Genomic DNA, 18,329 nt, shown 5'->3' with positions numbered 1-18,329 from the left:
AGTACAGCCTGCGGTTAGTTTCCTAGTTTGCTCTTTGATTTTCATTGAGTATAAATAGATAGAAAAGAAAATCTTGTACAAGTTCCTGACAATTTCTTTCTTTTTGTGTATAATAGTGGAAAAGAGGTAAAATGAGGTATGGTTATGGAAACAGTCCTTTACTCAACATTCCGAAATCATTTAAAAGACTATATGAAGAAGGCAAATGATGAATTTGAGCCTTTGACGGTGGTCAATAAAAATCCTGATGAGGATATTGTTGTCCTTTCAAAGAGCGAGTGGGATAGTATTCAAGAAACCCTAAGAATCGCTCAAAACAAGGCACTATCTGACAAGGTCTTGCTAGGAATGGCTCAAGTTCGTGCTGGAAGCACTCAGGTCCATGTGAGTGAGGAGTGATGAATGCTACTCAAGTTTACAGAAGATGCCTGGGCAGATTATTGCTACTGGCAAACTCAGGACAAGAAAACGTTAAAAAGAATCAATAAACTAATCAAGGATATTCAACGTGATCCCTTTACAGGAATAGGTAAACCAGAACCACTCAAGTATGATTACCAAGGAGCCTGGTCACGGCGTATTGATGCAGAAAATCGCTTGATTTATATGATTGATGGAGATAGCATCGCTTTCTTGTCCTTCAAAGATTACTACTAAGTTTACTGAAAAGTAGGCTTTTTTATTTTAGAAATTTTAGCTAGCAAATTGAAGATAAAATTTTTTGGAGAATATCAGATTTCCTAAGATAAAAAAAGAAAAGAAGTTTAGTATAGCGATCACAATTTTTGTCCTTGAATCCGCTTTATAACTCTTATTTTGTGGTATAATGAAGAGAATTGTAAATCATAAAAACAGGGGAAGCAAATGTCTAATTTTAAAGAAAAACTACCGATATTCCAGTCGAACGATGTTCAGATTTCAAATGTAGTCAATGCAGTTTGGTCGATTGCGAACACCTTACGTGGAGCTTATCGTTCGGATAAGTATCGAGTGATGTAATTAAAAATTGGATGAGAAGAAAAGATACAATTGAGTTTCTTGGTTTATGGAAAAGCTTAAACAACATGAATTTCAATTCGGTCGAATTCGACCGAATTAAATCGGAAGCTGGATATAATTCATTTACATTGTCTCCTAAGAAATGGGTAGAGAAAACTGGAGCAATCGGAATTATCTCAAAAGGTGGAAGATATGGCGGTGCATTTGCACATACAGATATTGCCTTTGAATTTGCTTCATGTATTTCTGCTGAATTTAAGATGTATGTAATTCAGGATTACAAAAGACTTAAGTCAGATTAAAATTCTAAGATATCATTAGGCTGGAATTTGAATAGAGAAATTTCTAAGATTAACTACAAAATTCATACAGATGCAATCAAAGAATATCTCTTAAAAGATCTTACCAACGAACAGTTGTCTTACAAGTATGTAAGTGAAGCAGATATGATCAATGTTGTTTTATTTAACAAAAGAGCTAAACAGTGGCGTGAAGAAAATAGGAACAATTAGTACAACACTTGTAGTAGTTGCGGGAGTAAGTGCGGGTGTGCTTGGAGGAAAATTTGACTTTAAATTTCCTAAAAAGATTTAATGGAGAATAATAAATATGAAGTTTAAAAATTATCTATTTGATTTATATCCTTATTTTCCCAAAGGTTTTTCATTATATAATAGAAAGGATCCTGATGTATGTAGTAAGGCGTTGTACGATGATTTATGTAAGATGTTTTTTGATGATGATTCAAAAGAAAAACTTAAAATAACATCTGTATGTAATAAATGCCAAAACTTTGGAAATGGAGATTTTTATACTTTATTTATTGATAAGGATAAGTATTTATTATCAAGTGATTATATAGGAGCCTCTATTTATTGGGCACAAAAGGCAGGATTAAATGACAGAATAATTTTAGATCATTTGAGTATTTCAAGAACAATAGGTGGATACATTCTTTTCCCTAGAGGTGGTGGAAAATCAGAAACCGTTAATACAGCTAGAGGTGGAAAACCTAGAATCAAGAATGGAATTTATAAAGGATATTATGATCGTTTTGATTTAACACTATATGCTATAAAAGAATGGTTTGCGGGAAATAATAATTCAAAAATAGATTATGCTATAGAGAATTACCGTGAATGGTTTGAACTATTTTTTGATGATGATAATTGTAAAAATGGATTTGAGAAATTTGTCGAGTTTTTTAAGTTAGAAGGATTTATATATGAGCAAAATAAAATTATAGATTTAATTAAATCAGATTTAGAGAACAATCAGGTTGTCTTTTTAGATAAAGAAGATATTAGGATTGCTAGGAGAGAAGAAGAATATATAAGATATATGAAAAATCTTAATATCATTATTCTAGAAAGAACTAAAAAAATGTTATTATAAAGATTTCAGCACCAGTTAAATAAAATGTGCTTTTTCTTTATCAAAAAAATTAATAAAAGAGCTTACCAAGAGGGATAAATTTTCACTATTAAAGTGTAGGGGAAATTTATCCTTTTTGCTTTTTGGAGGTAGAAGAGAAATCTATTGAATTATCCTATGAATATGTAGATGATGGACATAGTGGTTCTAATTTTGAGCGACCAAATTTTAAGAATATGATTGATGACCTGAATAAAGGAAAGTTTTCTATCATTATGGTAAAAGATTTATCTCGTTTCGGCAGAGATTATATCGAGTCAGGAAAGTACTTACAAAAGATATTTCCTGAAAAAGGTATTCGCTTTATATCTGTAAATGATAACTATGATAGTGATAATGCGGATGTTAGCGATATCCATTTTAGGTTTGTGAAAATCACTTTTTTATGGTAGAATGTAAAAGAATGTATGTCATTCGGAATAACAATAAAATGAGGTAAAAACATGGAAATCATGTCGCTTGCGATTGCTGTTTTTGCCGTCATCATTGGTTTAGTCATTGGATATGTCAGCATCTCAGCCAAGATGAAATCATCTCAGGAAGCTGCGGAGTTGATGCTTTTAAATGCTGAACAAGAAGCAACTAATTTACGTGGACAAGCTGAGCGTGAAGCAGATTTACTTGTTAATGAAGCCAAGCGTGAAAGCAAGTCTCTTAAAAAAGAAGCACTATTGGAGGCCAAAGAAGAAGCCAGAAAATACCGTGAAGAAGTGGACGCTGAATTCAAATCAGAACGTCAAGAACTCAAACAAATCGAAAGTCGTTTGACCGAGAGAGCTACTAGCCTCGACCGTAAGGACGACAATTTGACGAGTAAAGAACAAACACTTGAACAAAAAGAACAAAGTATTTCTGATAGAGCGAAAAACCTTGATGCGCGTGAAGAGCAATTAGAGGAAGTCGAAAGACAAAAAGAAGCAGAGTTAGAGCGTATTGGTGCTCTGTCTCAGGCAGAAGCACGAGATATTATCTTGGCACAGACAGAGGAAAACTTGACCAAGGAGATTGCCAGCCGCATTCGCGAAGCCGAGCAAGAGGTTAAGGAACGTTCTGACAAAATGGCCAAGGACATCCTGGTTCAAGCTATGCAACGTATCGCTGGTGAATATGTAGCGGAGTCAACAAACTCAACAGTTCATCTGCCAGATGATACTATGAAGGGACGCATTATTGGTCGTGAAGGTCGTAACATTCGTACCTTTGAAAGTTTGACAGGGGTCGATGTGATTATCGACGATACACCAGAAGTGGTGACCTTGTCAGGATTTGATCCGATTCGTCGTGAGATTGCTCGTATGACTATGGAAATGTTGCTCAAAGATGGTCGTATCCACCCAGCTCGTATCGAAGAGTTGGTTGAGAAAAACCGTCAAGAGATTGACAATAAGATTCGTGAATACGGTGAGGCTGCTGCCTATGAAATTGGTGCGCCAAACCTTCATCCAGACTTGATGAAGATTATGGGACGTTTGCAGTTCCGTACCTCTTATGGACAAAATGTCTTGCGTCATTCGATTGAGGTTGCTAAGTTGGCTGGTATCATGGCGAGCGAGCTTGGTGAAAATGCAGCTCTTGCCCGTCGTGCAGGTTTCCTTCATGATATTGGGAAAGCTATTGACCGTGAGGTTGAAGGTAGCCACGTTGAAATCGGTATGGAATTGGCACGTAAGTACAAGGAACATCCAGTTGTGGTGAATACGATTGCTAGTCACCACGGCGATGTTGAAGCAGAAAGTGTCATTGCAGTGATTGTCGCTGCAGCAGATGCCTTGAGCGCGGCACGTCCAGGTGCTCGTAGTGAGTCTCTTGAAAGCTACATCAAGCGTCTTCATGATTTGGAAGAAATTGCGAACGGCTTTGAAGGGGTACAAAATAGCTTTGCCCTTCAAGCAGGCCGTGAAATCCGTATCATGGTCAATCCAGGACAAATCAAGGACGACAAAGTCACAATCTTGGCTCACAAAGTTCGTGAGAAAATTGAAAACAATCTCGATTATCCAGGAAATATCAAGGTAACCGTGATTCGCGAGCTTCGTGCAGTAGATTATGCTAAATAATAAAAAACTGAGGTCAGTGCAATCTGACTTCAGTTTTTTTGAATAAATTATTTGAAAATAATTCGTTATATTATCGAGGTGAAATCTCAATTGGGGATATATAGATTAAATCTTGAGTAGTGTTATAATTTCCGATTTTTGCTTTTATATGTATATTCTGCCCTATCTTAATATCGTCACCATTAAATGAATTAAATATAGGGTTTGATATTATAGTAATTTGAGGAATTTTGAAATTAGGACCTGAAGCTTCATCAGGATGATAATCTCCAGAATGTATGAGAACATCATACTTTGATTTTAATTTGGATAGATAGGCAATATTTCCATCGAATTCAATAGTTTGATTTTTATGTTTTTGAACAAAATCTGTTATTGTGTTTGAATCTTCAGTCTGCAATAGTGCTTTAAATTCCTCATTATTTTCAGTCGTGATGACAGCTGATTGGGATGGACTTGTTGACGAGGATTCGGTAGAACTTGATGAGGTACTAGTTGAACTAGAGGAAATAGATGTAGAACTTTGTGATGTAGATGATGCCTCATTTGTTTTTTCGACGGATTTTTCCACAATGGAACTAGTTTCTGTAGATGTGGAAGTTGGAACAGAAGTTGACTTATCTGAGTTTCCTCCAAATAGCACCAACAAAAGAATAATAAATATTACAGCAACACCAATTAAATATGGAATTAGTTTTTTTACCTTCAATTCCAGTGGGCTTAATGGTGTAATTTCAACCTCAGCTTCTTTTTCAAAAAAACCAAATACTCCAGCATTTCCTTCTTCAATAATATTGATTTTAACCTCATTTTTTTTGAGATTGAGTTCATACAAGCCATTTTCAATAGCTTCATCGACATTTTTTCCTTTATAAATTGGCATAAATCTCTCCTTTTATATTAGTAGTTTCATTATCTCTTAAATGGAATAAAAAGGCAAGTCTTTTTTAAAGGGGCTACATTGTATAAATCATAGATTATGCTAAATAAATAAGAAAGAGCAGTTGAAAAATTACTGCTTTTTTGTTACACTAGATAGAAAGACTGTAGAAGGATAGTTTGTGTAAAATGCTACTATCTGAAGGAAAATTTTATTTTATTTTTACAGACTGACTAAAAGGAGATACAATGGCAGACCGAGGCTTACTAATCGTTTTTTCTGGTCCTTCAGGGGTTGGAAAAGGAACGGTTAGAAGAGAGATTTTTGAGAGTTCTGAAAACCAATTTCAATACTCTGTATCGATGACGACGCGCGCACAACGTCCTGGAGAAGTGGATGGTATTGACTATTTCTTCCGTACTCGTGAAGAGTTTGAAGAGCTGATTCGTCAAGGTCAGATGTTGGAATATGCAGAATATGTCGGCAACTACTATGGAACTCCTCTGACCTATGTCAATGAAACCTTGGACAAGGGAATCGATGTTTTCCTTGAAATTGAGGTTCAGGGCGCTCTTCAGGTCAAGAAAAAGGTTCCAGATGCTGTCTTTATCTTCCTGACACCACCAGATTTGGATGAATTGCAAGATCGTTTGGTAGGTCGTGGAACAGATAGTGCAGAAGTGATTGTCCAACGAATCGAAAAAGCCAAGGAAGAAATTGCCCTCATGCGTGAGTATGATTATGCGATTGTCAACGATCAGGTGCCCCTAGCTGCTGAGCGTGTCAAACGTGTGATCGAAGCAGAGCACTTCCGTGTGGATCGTGTCATTGGTCACTATCAGGAGATGTTACCAAAATCTCCAACTACCCGATAAAATTTAGAAAATAGGTACAAGCAAATGATGTTAAAACCCTCTATTGATACCTTGCTCGACAAGGTTCCTTCAAAATATTCACTCGTAATCTTGGAAGCAAAACGTGCCCACGAATTGGAAGCAGGTGCGCCAGCAACTCAAGGTTTCAAATCTGAAAAATCAACTCTTCGCGCTTTAGAAGAAATCGAATCAGGAAACGTTACGATTCACCCAGATCCAGAAGGAAAACGTGAAGCAGTGCGTCGCCGTATCGAAGAAGAAAAACGCCGCAAAGAAGAAGAAGAAAAGAAAATCAAAGAGCAAATCGCTAAAGAAAAAGAAGAAGGTGAAAAAATTTAAGGTTGGGGGGACTCAATCTTATTTTTTCTATTGCAAGAATGTACTGACAAGGAGGAGGTGAGAAGATGGCTATAGCCAAGATTATCGTAGATGTGCCTTTGATGCAGACGGACCAGCCCTATAGTTACAGGATTCCTGAGGAGTTTGAGGGAATGCTGGAAGTTGGGATGCGGGTTCATGTGCCCTTTGGTAAGGGCAATCGCCTGATTCAAGGGATTGTTCTTGGTTTGGAGTCCCAACCAGATGAAGAAGAGATGGAGCAAGATTTAAAAGATATTGCAGAGGTGCTGGATTTTTCTCCTGTTCTCACGCAAGAACAACTCTGGCTGGCTGAGGAGTTACGCAAATCTGTCTTCTCCTATAAAATTTCCATCCTCAAGGCTATGTTGCCGGGATTTCTGAACTCCAGCTATGACAAGATTCTCTATCCTTTGGAAGGTTTGAGTCAGGAAGATCGAGAGCGTCTATTTGGCTCAGAAGATTCGCTTGCCTTTTCTTCTCTGGATTTAGGTAAGCAAGCCGAAATGATGCGTTTGACTAGAAAAGGTCTACTTGGCCTGGAATATCAGGCTGTCGATCAGAAGAAGGTCAAGACCCAGTCTTGGTATGAGGTTGACCTTGTTCAGTTAGAAGGTGTAGAGATTTCTGCACGCGCCAAGAAAAAGTTAGAACTGAGAGACTATCTGCTGTCTCATCCAGAGAGTGATTCCTTGGCTAGTTTGTTAGATTCCTACTCGCGGGAGCAAGTTAACTTCTTTGTGGAACAAGGTGCTGTGACCATAGTCAAAAAGGAAGTGCAACGCTCGGCTGCTTATTTTGAAGGCATTGAGGCAAGTCAGCCTTTGGAGTTGAATCCAGAGCAAAGACAGGCGCGTGATGCGGTTGTCAGTGCTATTGGTAGTCATCAGCCCCCCTTCCTCCTTCAAGGGATTACAGGAAGTGGGAAGACCGAGGTTTACTTACAAATAATCCAAGGAGCTTTGGACAAGGGCAAGACAGCTATTTTGCTGGTGCCTGAGATTTCCCTGACTCCTCAGATGACGGAGCGTTTTATAGCACGTTTTGGTGAGAAAGTGGCTATTCTTCACTCAGGCTTGTCCAATGGTGAAAAGTATGATGAATGGCGCAAGGTAGAACGTGGAGATGCTCAAGTTGTGGTTGGTGCCAGATCTGCCATCTTTGCTCCGCTGAAAAATCTAGGTGTTATGATAATCGATGAGGAGCATGAAGCGACTTATAAGCAGGACAGTAATCCCCGTTACCATGCCAGAGAGGTGGCTATTTTACGGGCCCAATATAATCAAGCGGCATTGGTTCTTGGTTCCGCGACACCGAGCTTAGAGAGCCGGGCGCGTGCTGGCAAAGGCGTCTATCAACACTTGCGTCTGACCCAACGCGCCAATCCTCAGGCCACTATTCCCAAGGTTCAAGTGATTGATTTTCGGGACTATATCGGACAAAACGAGACGTCAAACTTTACGCCCCCTTTGCTAGAAGTCATTCAGGACCGTCTGGCTAAAAAAGAGCAGGTGGTTCTCATGCTCAATCGTCGTGGCTATTCTAGCTTTGTCATGTGTCGGGAGTGTGGGACCGTGGATACTTGTCCCAACTGTGACATTTCCTTGACCTTGCATATGGATACCAAGAACATGAACTGCCATTATTGTGGTTTTTCGAAAGACATTCCTCAGGTCTGTCCTAACTGTAAGAGTCGCAGTATTCGTTACTACGGGACGGGAACCCAGAAGGCTTATGATGAGCTGGCAGAACTCTTTCCGCAGGCCCGCATTTTGCGGATGGATGTGGACACGACTCGTAAGAAAGGTAGTCATCAAGCTCTGCTTGACCAGTTTGGCCGAGGGGAAGCAGATATTTTACTAGGTACTCAGATGATTGCCAAGGGATTGGATTTTCCCAATGTTACTCTAGTTGGAGTTCTCAATGCAGATACAGCCTTGAATCTGCCTGATTTCCGTTCTTCTGAGAGAACCTTCCAACTTTTGACTCAGGTGGCAGGTCGGGCAGGTCGTGCCGAAAAAGCTGGGCAGGTCTTGATACAGTCCTACAATCCTCAGCACTACGCTATTCGATTTGCAAAAGACCAGGACTACGAAGGCTTTTATGCCTATGAAATGGGTATTAGACGACAACTTGGTTATCCACCTTACTATTTCACGATTGGCATTACCCTTTCTCACAAGAAAGAAGAAGAGGTTGTCAAACGTGCTTATGAAGTCATGAATATTTTGCGGTCAGGTTTGTCTGAAACTAGTCACATTCTTGGTCCAACGCCCAAGCCCATTGCCCGTACCCACAACCTCTATCATTACCAGATTTTAATTAAATACCGTTTAGAAGATGAGCTTGGGCCGACCCTCAACCAGGTCTTGGCTCTGACTCAAGAACGGGAAAATAGTGAGCTCCGTCTCAGCATTGACCATGAGCCGCAGCAATTTTTATAAGAAGGAGAAGATATGACAAAATTAATCTTTATGGGGACACCCGACTTTTCAGCAACAGTCTTAAAAGGACTTTTGACAGATGACCGTTACGAAATTCTAGCCGTTGTGACCCAGCCAGACCGTGCTGTCGGCCGTAAAAAAGTGATCCAAGAAACCCCAGTCAAGCAGGCTGCCAAGGAGGCTGGACTTCCTATCTACCAACCTGAAAAATTATCTGGAAGTCCAGAAATGGAAGCGATTATGAAACTAGGAGCGGATGGAATTGTGACTGCTGCATTTGGGCAGTTTCTTCCAAGTAAACTACTTGATAGCATGGATTTTGCGGTCAATGTCCACGCCTCCCTCCTTCCTAAACACCGTGGTGGTGCGCCTATCCATTATGCCTTGATTCAAGGGGATGAGGAAGCTGGTGTGACTATAATGGAGATGGTTAAGGAAATGGATGCAGGGGATATGATTTCTCGTCGCAGTATTCCGATCACGGATGAGGACAATGTCGGTACCTTGTTTGAGAAATTAGCTCTTGTTGGTCGTGATTTGCTTTTGGATACTTTGCCTGCCTACATTGCTGGTGACATCAAACCTGAAGCGCAGGATCCAAGTCAGGTTACTTTCTCGCCAAATATCAAGCCAGAGGAAGAAAAACTGAACTGGAACAAAACCAATCGTCAACTCTTTAACCAAATCCGTGGCATGAACCCCTGGCCGGTTGCCCATACTTTCCTCAAGGGCGACCGCTTTAAGATTTATGAAGCTCTAGCTGTAGAAGGTCAGGGAGCTCCAGGAGAAATCCTCTCTATCGGCAATAAAGAATTGATTGTCGCAACGGCAGAAGGGGCTCTATCCCTCAAACAAGTGCAGCCAGCTGGCAAACCTAAGATGGATATCGCTTCCTTCCTCAACGGTGTTGGACGGACATTGACAGTAGGAGAACGATTTGGTGACTAAAGTAGAAACGGCTAGAAGTCTAGCTTTGGCAGTGCTAGAGGATGTCTTTATCAATCAAGCATACTCAAATATTGCCTTAAATAAGCATCTCAAGGGAAGCCAACTTTCGGCAACGGATAAGAGCTTGGTAACTGAGATTGTTTATGGAACGGTAGCCCGCAAACTGACTTTGGAATGGTACCTATCCCACTTTATTGAGGACAGAGACCAGTTAGATAGTTGGCTCTATGTCCTTCTTCTCATGAGTGCCTACCAACTCCGCTATTTGGACAAAATTCCAGACCATGCGGTGGTTAATGAAGCAGTGGAATTAGCCAAAGTTCGTAAAAAAGGCAGTGAAAAATTGGTCAATGCTGTCCTTCGTCGTATTCTACGTGAAGGCTGGCCAGATATCACCAGCATCAAACGAAAAAATAAGCGTGATTCCGTTGCCTATTCTCTCCCAGTTTGGCTCGTGTCTAAACTTAAGGAAGAATACGGAGAAGAGCGAGCACAAGCCATCTTTGAAAGTCTTTTAGTGCGAAACAAGGCCAGTATTCGTGTGACTGATTTAAGCCGAAAAGAGGAAATACAAGCCTTGTTAGAGGCTAGTGATTCATCCTTGTCTGTTTCTGGTCTGGTTAAGGAGCAAGGGCATTTTGCAGGCCATGATTTGTTTGCAGATGGAGCCATTACCATCCAAGACGAGTCCAGTCAATTGGTTGCGCCAACTCTTGATTTACAAGGCAATGAGCAGGTTCTAGATGCCTGTGCGGCTCCGGGTGGGAAAACAGCCCATATAGCCTCTTATCTCACGACAGGTCAGGTTACTGCTCTAGACTTGTATGATCACAAGTTGGACTTAATCCAAGAAAATGCGGAGCGTTTAGGAGTCGCAGATCGGGTTCAAACTCAAAAATTGGATGCCAGAAAGGTGCATGAGCTTTTTGGTCAGAATTCCTTTGACAAGATTTTAGTAGATGCTCCCTGTTCAGGAATCGGTCTTTTGCGCCGAAAACCAGACATCAAATACAATAAAGAAACGGCAGATTTCGCGTCCTTACAGGAAATTCAGCTAGAAATATTAGGTAGTGTTTGTCAAACACTAGGCAAAGGTGGTATAATAACTTATAGTACCTGTACTATTGTCTCAGAGGAGAATTTTCAAGTCGTTGAGGCGTTTTTAGAAAGTCATCCCGAGTTCGAGCAGGTAAAACTAGAACATGAATGTAAGGATATCATGAAAGATGGCTGTATCCTCATTACACCTGAACTGTATGGAAGTGATGGATTCTTCATCAGTCAATTTCGCAAGATATCGGATTAGGAAGGAACTGACACATGGAAATTTCATTATTAACAGATGTTGGTCAGAAACGAACAAATAACCAAGACTATGTCAACCACTATGTCAATAGAGCTGGACGTACCATGATTATTTTAGCTGATGGGATGGGAGGTCATCGCGCAGGGAATATCGCTAGTGAAATGGCGGTAACAGACCTAGGTATAGCTTGGGTTGATACCCAAATCGATACAGTCAATGAAGTGCGTGAATGGTTCGCCCATTACCTAGAAATTGAAAATCAAAAGATTCACCAGCTTGGTCAGGATGAAGCTTACAGAGGCATGGGAACTACTTTGGAAGTCCTTGCTATTATTGATAATCAGGCTATCTATGCTCATATTGGTGATTCGCGTATCGGCTTGATTCGTGGAGAAGAATACCATCAGTTAACGAGCGACCATTCCTTGGTCAATGAATTGCTCAAGGCTGGTCAATTGACACCAGAAGAGGCAGAAGCTCATCCGCAAAAAAATATTATCACCCAGTCTATTGGGCAAAAAGATGAAATTCAGCCTGATTTTGGGACAGTTATCCTTGAGTCAGGTGACTATCTCTTGCTCAATAGTGACGGTTTGACCAACATGATTTCAGGCAGTGAGATTCGTGATATTGTAACCAGTGATATTCCTTTGGCAGATAAAACGGAGACACTTGTTCGTTTTGCTAACAATGCAGGAGGTTTAGACAACATTACGGTTGCCCTTGTTTCTATGAACGAGGAGGATGCAGAATGATCCAAATCGGCAAGATTTTTGCCGGACGCTATCGGATTGTCAAACAAATTGGTCGAGGAGGCATGGCGGATGTCTACTTGGCCAAAGATTTGATTCTGGACGGGGAAGAAGTGGCAGTGAAGGTTCTGAGAACCAACTACCAGACAGACCCGATAGCTGTGGCTCGTTTTCAGCGTGAAGCGAGAGCTATGGCAGATTTAGACCATCCTCATATCGTTCGGATAACAGATATTGGCGAGGAAGACGGTCAACAGTACCTAGCTATGGAGTATGTGGCTGGACTTGACCTTAAACGCTATATCAAGGAACATTATCCTCTTTCTAATGAAGAAGCCGTCCGTATCATGGGACAAATCCTCCTAGCCATGCGTTTGGCCCATACCAGAGGAATTGTTCACAGGGACTTGAAACCTCAAAACATCCTCTTGACACCAGATGGGACTGTCAAGGTTACAGACTTTGGGATTGCAGTAGCCTTTGCTGAGACGAGTCTGACTCAGACTAACTCGATGCTGGGTTCAGTTCATTACTTGTCACCAGAGCAGGCGCGTGGTTCGAAGGCGACTGTACAAAGTGATATCTATGCAATGGGGATTATTTTCTATGAGATGCTGACAGGCCATATCCCTTATGATGGGGATAGTGCAGTGACCATCGCCCTCCAGCATTTCCAAAAATCACTGCCGTCCGTTATTGCTGAGAATCCATCTGTGCCCCAGGCTTTGGAGAATGTTGTTATCAAGGCAACTGCTAAAAAATTGACAGATCGCTATAAATCAGTTGCTGAAATGTATGTAGATTTGTCTAGTAGTTTGTCTTATAATCGTCGTAATGAACCAAAACTGGTCTTTGACGATGCGACTAAGGCGGACACCAAGACTCTACCAAAAGTATCCCAGAGCACCTTGACTTCGATTCCTAAGGTTCAAGCGCAGACAGAACACAAACCAATCAAAAAAACAAGCCAGGCTGTGACAGAGGAAACTTACCAACCACAAGCACCGAAAAAACGTAGATTTAAGATGCGTTACCTGATTTTTTTGGCTAGCCTTGTATTGGTGGCAGCCTCTCTGATTTGGATCTTATCCAGAACTGCTGCAACCATTGCCATTCCAGATGTGGCAGGTCAGACAGTTGCGGAGGCCAAGGAAACCCTCAAGAAAGCCAATTTTGAGATTGGCGAGGAGAAGACAGAGGCTAGTGAAAAGGTGGAAGAGGGGCGGATTATCCGTACAGATCCTGGCGCTGGAACTGGTCGAAAAGAAGGAACGAAAATCAATTTGGTTGTCTCATCAGGCAAGCAATCTTTCCAATTGAGTAACTATATCGGCCGTAAATCGACAGATGTTATCGCAGAACTCAAGCAGAAGAAGGTTCCTGAAAATCTCATCAAGATTGAAGAAGAGGAATCAAGTGAGAGCGAAGCAGGAACCGTTCTCAGACAGAGTCCAGTTGCCGGAACAACCTATGATTTGAGCAAGGCCTCAACGATTACCTTAACCGTTGCTAAGAAAGTAACCAGCGTTGCTATGCCAAGTTATATAGGATCTAGTCTCGAATTTACTAAAAATAATCTCGTTCAAATTGTCGGTATTAAAGAAGCCAATATTGAAGTTGTAGAAGTGTCGACAGCTCCCGCTGGAACTGCTGAAGGTACAGTCGTTGAACAGAGTCCAAAAGCAGGTGAAAAGGTTGATTTGACTAAGACGCGTGTCAAGATTTCAATCTACAAACCAAAAACACCGCCGTCAACGTCATCATCAGCACCAGCCCAACGTGGAAACCAAGGTTCTACTACAACACCAAGTCAGGGGAACCAACAAGGAAATCAACGAGAGAATGCACCTGGTCCTACTCAATCAAGTAGTGAAGGCAACCACGAAAATTCTCGTGATTAAATGAATCTTTGTCATGATTTCATGGCAAAGATTTTTTTTGAGTCCAGATTTGTGATAGAATAGAAAGAGTTGATAAAAGGAGGAAAGCATGGAAGAGTCAAAAGAATTAAACGCTGTTATCGATGTGATTATGCTAGCAGGAACCATTCTCCTTAAAAGTGGTTCAGAGATTCATCGTGTAGAAGATACCATGATTCGTATTGCGCATTCGCAGGGGATTGTGGATTGCAATGTTCTTGCCATGCCTGCTGCTATCTTTTTCTCCATTGAAAACACCAATATTTCGCGCATGAAGCGAGTGACCTCCTCTTCTTATAACATCGAAAAAGTCTGCGATGTCAACCAGATTTCTCGTCAGCTGGTTGGGGGGCAGATTGATTTAGAGACGGCCTTCAAGCAATTGACGGCTTTACAAGCTCAACCCCTTCCTTATACCAAGTTGCAGGTGACTATGGCTGCGACATTTAGTGCCCCTTTCTTCTCAATTATGTTTAGTGGAAATATCTACGATGCAATCGGGGCAGGAGTGGCGACCTTATTTGGTTTTGCCTTTTCCCTCTATGTGGAGAAGTTTATCCGAATTCCCTTTGTGACAGCCTTTGCTGGAGCCTTTGTCTTTGGGATGATTGCCCAGTTTTGGGCTCGCTACACAGGCTTTCCTTCAACAGCAGATTTGATTATAGCTGGTGCGGTCATGCCGTTTGTTCCAGGAATTGCCTTGACCAATGCGGTTCGTGATATTATGACCAACCACATAAACTCTGGTATGAGCAAGATGTTTGAATCCCTGCTCATTACCCTTGCTTTAGGGGCAGGAACTTCTGTCGCCTTGGTATTGATGAACTAATATGACACTAACAACCTTTTTATTACAAGCAGTAGCAAGTCTTCTTGCTATCATCACTTTTTTAATCGTACTCAATGTTCAGCGGTCTATGCTCTTACCAGGAGGGCTTTTGGGCATGGCTGTCTGGCTAATCTATCTCTTGCTCAAGGAACCAACCAATGTTATTGTAGCTACCTTTATTGCGGCCATTATCGGTTCTTGTGTCAGCCAGATTTTAAGTATTCTTTATAAGACACCTGCTGTGGTATTTATCTTGGCCATCTTGGCACCTCTGGTTCCGGGTTATCTCTCCTATCGGACAACTGCCTTTTTTGTGACAGGAGACTATAATAAAGCGCTGGCAAGTGCAACCTTGGTTGTCATGCTGGCTTTGGTAATCTCTATTGGAATGGCTAGCGGAACAGTGATTCTTAGACTGTATCATTATATAAGAATACATCGAGTATCGTAAAATTTGCAGAAATAAAAGAATTTTCTGAAAAATCTGAAAAAAGAGATAAATATATTGACACCGCTTTCTTTGTGTAGTATTCTATATATAGAAAGGAGGAAAAATCATGAAAAAATCACTATTTTCCTTATTGTCTGTAAGTCTACTGACCTTGTTGTTTATTCCAGTCATGGTTTCTAGTTCGGTTTCAGAGTTTCAAAGTGGATTGCAAGAGCATCAGTTGATTGCTGAGAAGGTTAGTAAAACACTTGACAAGACATTTGATAAGGATGTCAGAGAAATTCCGACTAGTCAGTTTTATCAAGAATTTGTAGATGAGATGGGAAGGACTTACTCGGGAAATTTAATCCTCCAGGAGCTGATAACTGAGAATGGGGCCTATAAAGCTACTTATGTTGGTGAGCTCTATAGCAACTAATCATTCTTTGAAATTATGACCAATAAGAGGCTTGATTTGGTGAATCAAGTCTTTTTTCTCTCTTTTACTGCCATTTGTGATAAAATAGTATAGAACGATTTTTTACATGAATGATAAAACAGAGGTAAATATGACAATCGGTATTGATAAGATTGGTTTTGCTACCAGTCAATATGTCTTGAAATTACAAGACTTAGCAGAAGCGAGGGGTATTGACCCTGAAAAATTAAGCAAAGGACTCTTGCTCAAGGAATTGAGTATTGCGCCCCTAACTGAAGATATCGTGACCTTGGCGGCCAGTGCTAGTGACTCTATTTTAACTGAGCAAGAAAGACAAGAAATTGACATGGTCATTGTGGCTACCGAGTCAGGAATTGACCAGAGTAAGGCTGCGGCCGTCTTTGTGCATGGCTTGCTTGGCATCCAGCCCTTTGCTCGTAGTTTCGAGATCAAAGAAGCCTGCTATGGAGCGACAGCTGCCCTTCATTATGCCAAATTGCATGTGGAAAATTCTCCAGAGTCCAAAGTTTTGGTTATTGCCAGTGATATTGCCAAATACGGTATTGAAACTCCAGGAGAACCAACTCAGGGTGCTGGCAGTGTTGCTATGTTGATTACACAAAATCCGCGCATGATGACCTTTAATAATGACAATGTGGCTCAAACCCGTGACATCATGGATTTTTGGCGACCAAATTACTCGACAACTCCGTATGTAAATGGTGTTTATTCTACCCAACAATATTTGGATAGTTTGAAAACGACTTGGCTTGAATATCAAAAACGCTACCAGCTTACTTTGGATGATTTTGCGGCTGTTTGTTTCCATTTGCCTTATCCTAAATTAGCACTAAAAGGCTTGAAAAAGATCATGGATAAGAGCCTGCCTCAAGAGAAAAAAGACCTCTTGCAAAAGCATTTTGACCAGTCTATTCTTTACAGTCAAAAGGTGGGAAATATCTATACAGGTTCTCTCTTTCTTGGACTTTTGTCTCTCTTGGAAAATACAGATAGCTTGAAGGCTGGGGATAAAATCGCCCTTTATAGTTATGGAAGTGGGGCTGTGGCTGAGTTCTTCAGTGGTGAATTGGTTGAAGGATATGAAGCTTATTTGGATAAAGACCGCTTGAATAAACTCAATCAACGTACTGTCCTGTCTGTTGCAGACTATGAAAAAGTCTTCTTTGAGGAAGTGGACTTGGATGAAACAAACTCTGCCCAGTTTGCAGGTTTTGAAAATCAAGACTATGCCTTGGTTGAAATTATCGACCACCAACGCCGTTATAGCAAGGTTGAAAAATAATGAAGATAAGTTGGAATGGATTTTCTAAAAAATCATACCATGAGCGCCTCGAGCTGTTACAAGCTCAGGCGCTCCTTAGTCCTGAAAAACAAACCAGTCTGGAGCGGGATGAACAGATGAGCGTGACTGTGGCAGACCAGCTGAGTGAGAATGTGGTGGGAACTTTTTCTCTGCCTTATTCGCTGGTTCCAGAGGTCCTCGTCAACGGTCAGGAATACACAGTTCCCTATGTGACAGAAGAACCGTCCGTGGTTGCTGCGGCTAGCTATGCAAGTAAAATCATCAAGCGAGCAGGTGGCTTTACTGCTCAAGTGCATGAGCGTCAGATGATTGGTCAGGTAGCCCTTTATCAAGTTGCTGATCCAGATTTAGCGCAAGAGAAGATTGCCAGCAAGAAGGCAGAACTCTTGGAATTTGCCAATCAAGCCTATCCTTCTATCGTTAAACGCGGGGGTGGGGCGCGTGATTTGCATGTAGAGCAGATTAAAGGCGAAACAGACTTCCTCGTTGTTTATCTCCATGTCGATACGCAGGAAGCCATGGGAGCCAATATGCTCAACACCATGCTGGAAGCCTTGAAACCAGTCTTAGAAGAACTCAGTCAGGGGCAGAGTCTTATGGGAATTCTGTCCAACTACGCGACCGATTCTCTGGTGACTGCAAGCTGTCGCATCGCCTTTCGCTACTTGAGTCGCCAAAAGGAGCAAGGACGAGAGATTGCGGAGAAAATAGCTTTGGCCAGCCAGTTTGCGCAGGCTGATCCTTACCGAGCTACTACCCACAATAAAGGGATTTTTAATGGTATTGATGCCATTTTAATTGCCACTGGTAATGACTGGCGTGCCATCGAAGCTGGGGCCCATGCCTTTGCCAGTCGAGACGGACGCTATCAAGGTCTCAGCTCTTGGCGTCTAGACTTGGAGACAGAAGAATTGCTCGGTGAGATGACCCTGCCCATGCCTGTAGCGACCAAGGGTGGCTCTATCGGTCTCAACCCTCGTGTAGCTCTCAGTCATGAATTACTGGGAAATCCTTCTGCCAAAGAATTAGCCCAGATTATCGTGTCTATCGGGCTTGCCCAAAACTTTGCGGCCCTCAAAGCCTTGGTGAGTACAGGCATCCAGCAAGGCCACATGAAATTGCAGGCCAAATCCTTAGCACTCCTCGCAGGTGCTAGTGAATCCGAGGTAGCTCCCATAGTCGAGCGCCTCATCGCAGATAAAACCTTTAACTTAGAGACTGCCCAGCGTTATCTAGAAAACTTAAGATCATAAAAAAACTCAGACGAATTGGTCTGAGTTTTCTTGTGCTTATACTCAATGAAAATCAAAGAGTAAACTAGGAAGCTAGCCGCAAG

Annotated in this window: 18 protein-coding genes and 3 pseudogenes; 20 read left to right on the top strand and 1 reads right to left on the bottom strand. The window is 41.4% G+C overall.

Annotated elements, in window-relative coordinates; genetic code table 11:
• Positions 1-144 precede the first annotated feature (144 nt).
• The 8 genes and pseudogenes from WKI42_RS05760 to WKI42_RS05730 all read left to right on the top strand — a co-directional run bounded on the left by WKI42_RS05760 (position 145) and on the right by WKI42_RS05730 (position 4,490).
• A complete protein-coding gene (locus tag WKI42_RS05760) occupies positions 145-399 on the top strand; it encodes a type II toxin-antitoxin system Phd/YefM family antitoxin (protein ID WP_173306602.1) in 255 nt (84 codons plus the stop codon).
• Positions 400-402: 3 nt separating this feature from the next.
• A complete protein-coding gene (locus WKI42_RS05755; RefSeq protein ID WP_173306603.1) occupies positions 403-657 on the top strand; it encodes a Txe/YoeB family addiction module toxin in 255 nt (84 codons plus the stop codon).
• Between the two features lie 207 nt (positions 658-864).
• A pseudogene (locus tag WKI42_RS11085) lies at positions 865-990 on the top strand (restriction endonuclease); the annotation flags it as partial.
• 5 nt (positions 991-995) lie between these two features.
• Positions 996-1,499, top strand: a pseudogene (locus tag WKI42_RS05750) (KilA-N domain-containing protein); the annotation flags it as partial.
• Complete coding sequence (locus WKI42_RS05745; RefSeq protein ID WP_000899898.1) at positions 1,453-1,593, top strand: hypothetical protein; 141 nt, start codon at positions 1,453-1,455, stop codon at positions 1,591-1,593. The pseudogene WKI42_RS05750 and the gene WKI42_RS05745, both read left to right, overlap by 47 nt.
• 15 nt (positions 1,594-1,608) lie before the next feature.
• Positions 1,609-2,394, top strand: a complete 786-nt coding sequence (locus WKI42_RS05740; protein WP_173306604.1) for a DUF6994 family protein — start codon at positions 1,609-1,611, stop codon at positions 2,392-2,394.
• 149 nt (positions 2,395-2,543) lie between these two features.
• Positions 2,544-2,792: pseudogene (locus WKI42_RS05735) on the top strand (recombinase family protein); the annotation flags it as partial.
• Between the two features lie 84 nt (positions 2,793-2,876).
• Positions 2,877-4,490 carry a ribonuclease Y gene (locus WKI42_RS05730; protein ID WP_000404934.1) on the top strand — a complete coding sequence of 538 codons (1,614 nt, stop codon included), beginning with the start codon at positions 2,877-2,879 and terminating at the stop codon, positions 4,488-4,490.
• Positions 4,491-4,560: 70 nt separating this feature from the next.
• Here the strand turns inward: WKI42_RS05730 and WKI42_RS05725 are convergent, their stop codons facing one another.
• Complete coding sequence (locus WKI42_RS05725; RefSeq protein WP_173306606.1) at positions 4,561-5,373, bottom strand: DUF4839 domain-containing protein; 813 nt, start codon at positions 5,371-5,373, stop codon at positions 4,561-4,563.
• 245 nt (positions 5,374-5,618) lie between these two features.
• Between WKI42_RS05725 and gmk the strand changes: the two genes are divergently transcribed.
• From gmk to WKI42_RS05665, 12 genes are all read left to right on the top strand, one after another.
• Positions 5,619-6,245 (top strand): guanylate kinase, encoded by a 627-nt coding sequence (gmk, locus tag WKI42_RS05720; protein WP_173306607.1) that lies wholly within the window; start codon positions 5,619-5,621, stop codon positions 6,243-6,245.
• Between the two features lie 24 nt (positions 6,246-6,269).
• Entirely contained in the window at positions 6,270-6,584 is a 315-nt protein-coding gene (rpoZ, locus tag WKI42_RS05715) for a DNA-directed RNA polymerase subunit omega (RefSeq protein ID WP_173306608.1), read from the top strand.
• A gap of 65 nt (positions 6,585-6,649) precedes the next feature.
• Positions 6,650-9,046: a primosomal protein N' gene (locus WKI42_RS05710; RefSeq protein ID WP_173306609.1), complete on the top strand. Its 2,397-nt coding sequence runs from the start codon at positions 6,650-6,652 to the stop codon at positions 9,044-9,046.
• A gap of 12 nt (positions 9,047-9,058) precedes the next feature.
• A complete protein-coding gene (gene fmt, locus WKI42_RS05705) occupies positions 9,059-9,994 on the top strand; it encodes a methionyl-tRNA formyltransferase (protein ID WP_368081414.1) in 936 nt (311 codons plus the stop codon).
• Positions 9,987-11,300 (top strand): 16S rRNA (cytosine(967)-C(5))-methyltransferase RsmB, encoded by a 1,314-nt coding sequence (rsmB, locus tag WKI42_RS05700; RefSeq protein ID WP_368081413.1) that lies wholly within the window; start codon positions 9,987-9,989, stop codon positions 11,298-11,300. The genes fmt and rsmB overlap by 8 nt, the downstream gene beginning before the upstream one ends.
• Before the next feature lie 14 nt (positions 11,301-11,314).
• The gene (locus WKI42_RS05695; protein ID WP_000406237.1) at positions 11,315-12,055 is read left to right on the top strand and encodes a Stp1/IreP family PP2C-type Ser/Thr phosphatase; all 741 of its coding nucleotides are present in this window, start codon (positions 11,315-11,317) and stop codon (positions 12,053-12,055) included.
• A complete protein-coding gene (gene pknB, locus WKI42_RS05690) occupies positions 12,052-13,953 on the top strand; it encodes a Stk1 family PASTA domain-containing Ser/Thr kinase (protein WP_368081412.1) in 1,902 nt (633 codons plus the stop codon). Before WKI42_RS05695 ends, pknB begins: the two co-directional genes overlap by 4 nt.
• A gap of 88 nt (positions 13,954-14,041) precedes the next feature.
• Positions 14,042-14,800, top strand: coding sequence for a threonine/serine exporter family protein (locus WKI42_RS05685; RefSeq protein ID WP_173306613.1), 759 nt, complete (start codon positions 14,042-14,044; stop codon positions 14,798-14,800).
• Position 14,801: 1 nt separating this feature from the next.
• Positions 14,802-15,251, top strand: coding sequence for a threonine/serine exporter family protein (locus WKI42_RS05680; RefSeq protein WP_368081411.1), 450 nt, complete (start codon positions 14,802-14,804; stop codon positions 15,249-15,251).
• 169 nt (positions 15,252-15,420) lie between these two features.
• Positions 15,421-15,669 carry a hypothetical protein gene (locus WKI42_RS05675; RefSeq protein WP_368081415.1) on the top strand — a complete coding sequence of 83 codons (249 nt, stop codon included), beginning with the start codon at positions 15,421-15,423 and terminating at the stop codon, positions 15,667-15,669.
• A gap of 130 nt (positions 15,670-15,799) precedes the next feature.
• Positions 15,800-16,972 carry a hydroxymethylglutaryl-CoA synthase gene (locus WKI42_RS05670; RefSeq protein WP_368081410.1) on the top strand — a complete coding sequence of 391 codons (1,173 nt, stop codon included), beginning with the start codon at positions 15,800-15,802 and terminating at the stop codon, positions 16,970-16,972.
• Positions 16,972-18,246: a hydroxymethylglutaryl-CoA reductase, degradative gene (locus tag WKI42_RS05665; RefSeq protein WP_368081409.1), complete on the top strand. Its 1,275-nt coding sequence runs from the start codon at positions 16,972-16,974 to the stop codon at positions 18,244-18,246. Before WKI42_RS05670 ends, WKI42_RS05665 begins: the two co-directional genes overlap by 1 nt.
• The last annotated feature ends 83 nt before the right edge of the window (positions 18,247-18,329 follow it).

This window comes from Streptococcus pseudopneumoniae (assembly GCF_038148935.1).
GTDB classification, from domain to species: domain Bacteria; phylum Bacillota; class Bacilli; order Lactobacillales; family Streptococcaceae; genus Streptococcus; species Streptococcus pseudopneumoniae_U.
The sequence above is the reverse complement of the archived record's forward strand: the minus strand, read 5'-3'. Positions and strand labels throughout refer to the sequence as shown.